At 50.7% G+C, this 603-nt stretch carries 1 pseudogene; it reads left to right on the forward strand.

The annotated features are described in order from the left end of the window. Nucleotides 1-186 precede the first annotated feature (186 nt). Nucleotides 187-603, forward strand: a pseudogene (locus tag KIV40_RS25935) (peptidase); the annotation flags it as partial.

The raw sequence follows: 603 nt of genomic DNA on the forward strand, positions 1-603 counted from the left end.
ACAAGCAACATGGCGCGTTGAGTCCAAATTATGGTCGCTCATTGGCTGTCGTGTCGATGTTACGATAAGAGAGCGTGAGGATGGACTCATGATTGCAACGCGAACCTTGCTTGTGATGGTGGCTTATATGATAGCCGTGAATGTGTTGATGCTCATCGCCTTTGGCGCATAGTGGAGAGAAGAGAAATGTGGCGAAAATCGATAGCAAGCTTGTTATTGCTAGTGTTGTTTGGATGTGGCGGAGAAGGGGATAACGCCTCCACCGCCACCGGTAATGTTCTGGCGCCTTTAGCCAGGGATGCCTTTAACCAGTTGTCAATGGCGGATGGTCAAACGCAAGTGTCTTTGAAAGAATCGGTGGCTGACCCGCAAGGATTGCCGGTGACACTGGAGTCGGTGACGGTGAGTCATTCTGATTGTCCAGCGCCCACGAGCATCAATCGAGAGCAACTCAGCTTTACGGTCGAAACGAATGGGCCCGACATGTGTTTTTATGATTATACGGTCAAAAACCATCCCAAAGAGATCGAGCACGCGAAGTCTGCGAGTGCGCAAAGCAATGTGATGATAAACTTGACCTCAGCCCCCGCGCAGTTGCCACCA

This window comes from Vibrio sp. D173a, assembly GCF_030248475.1.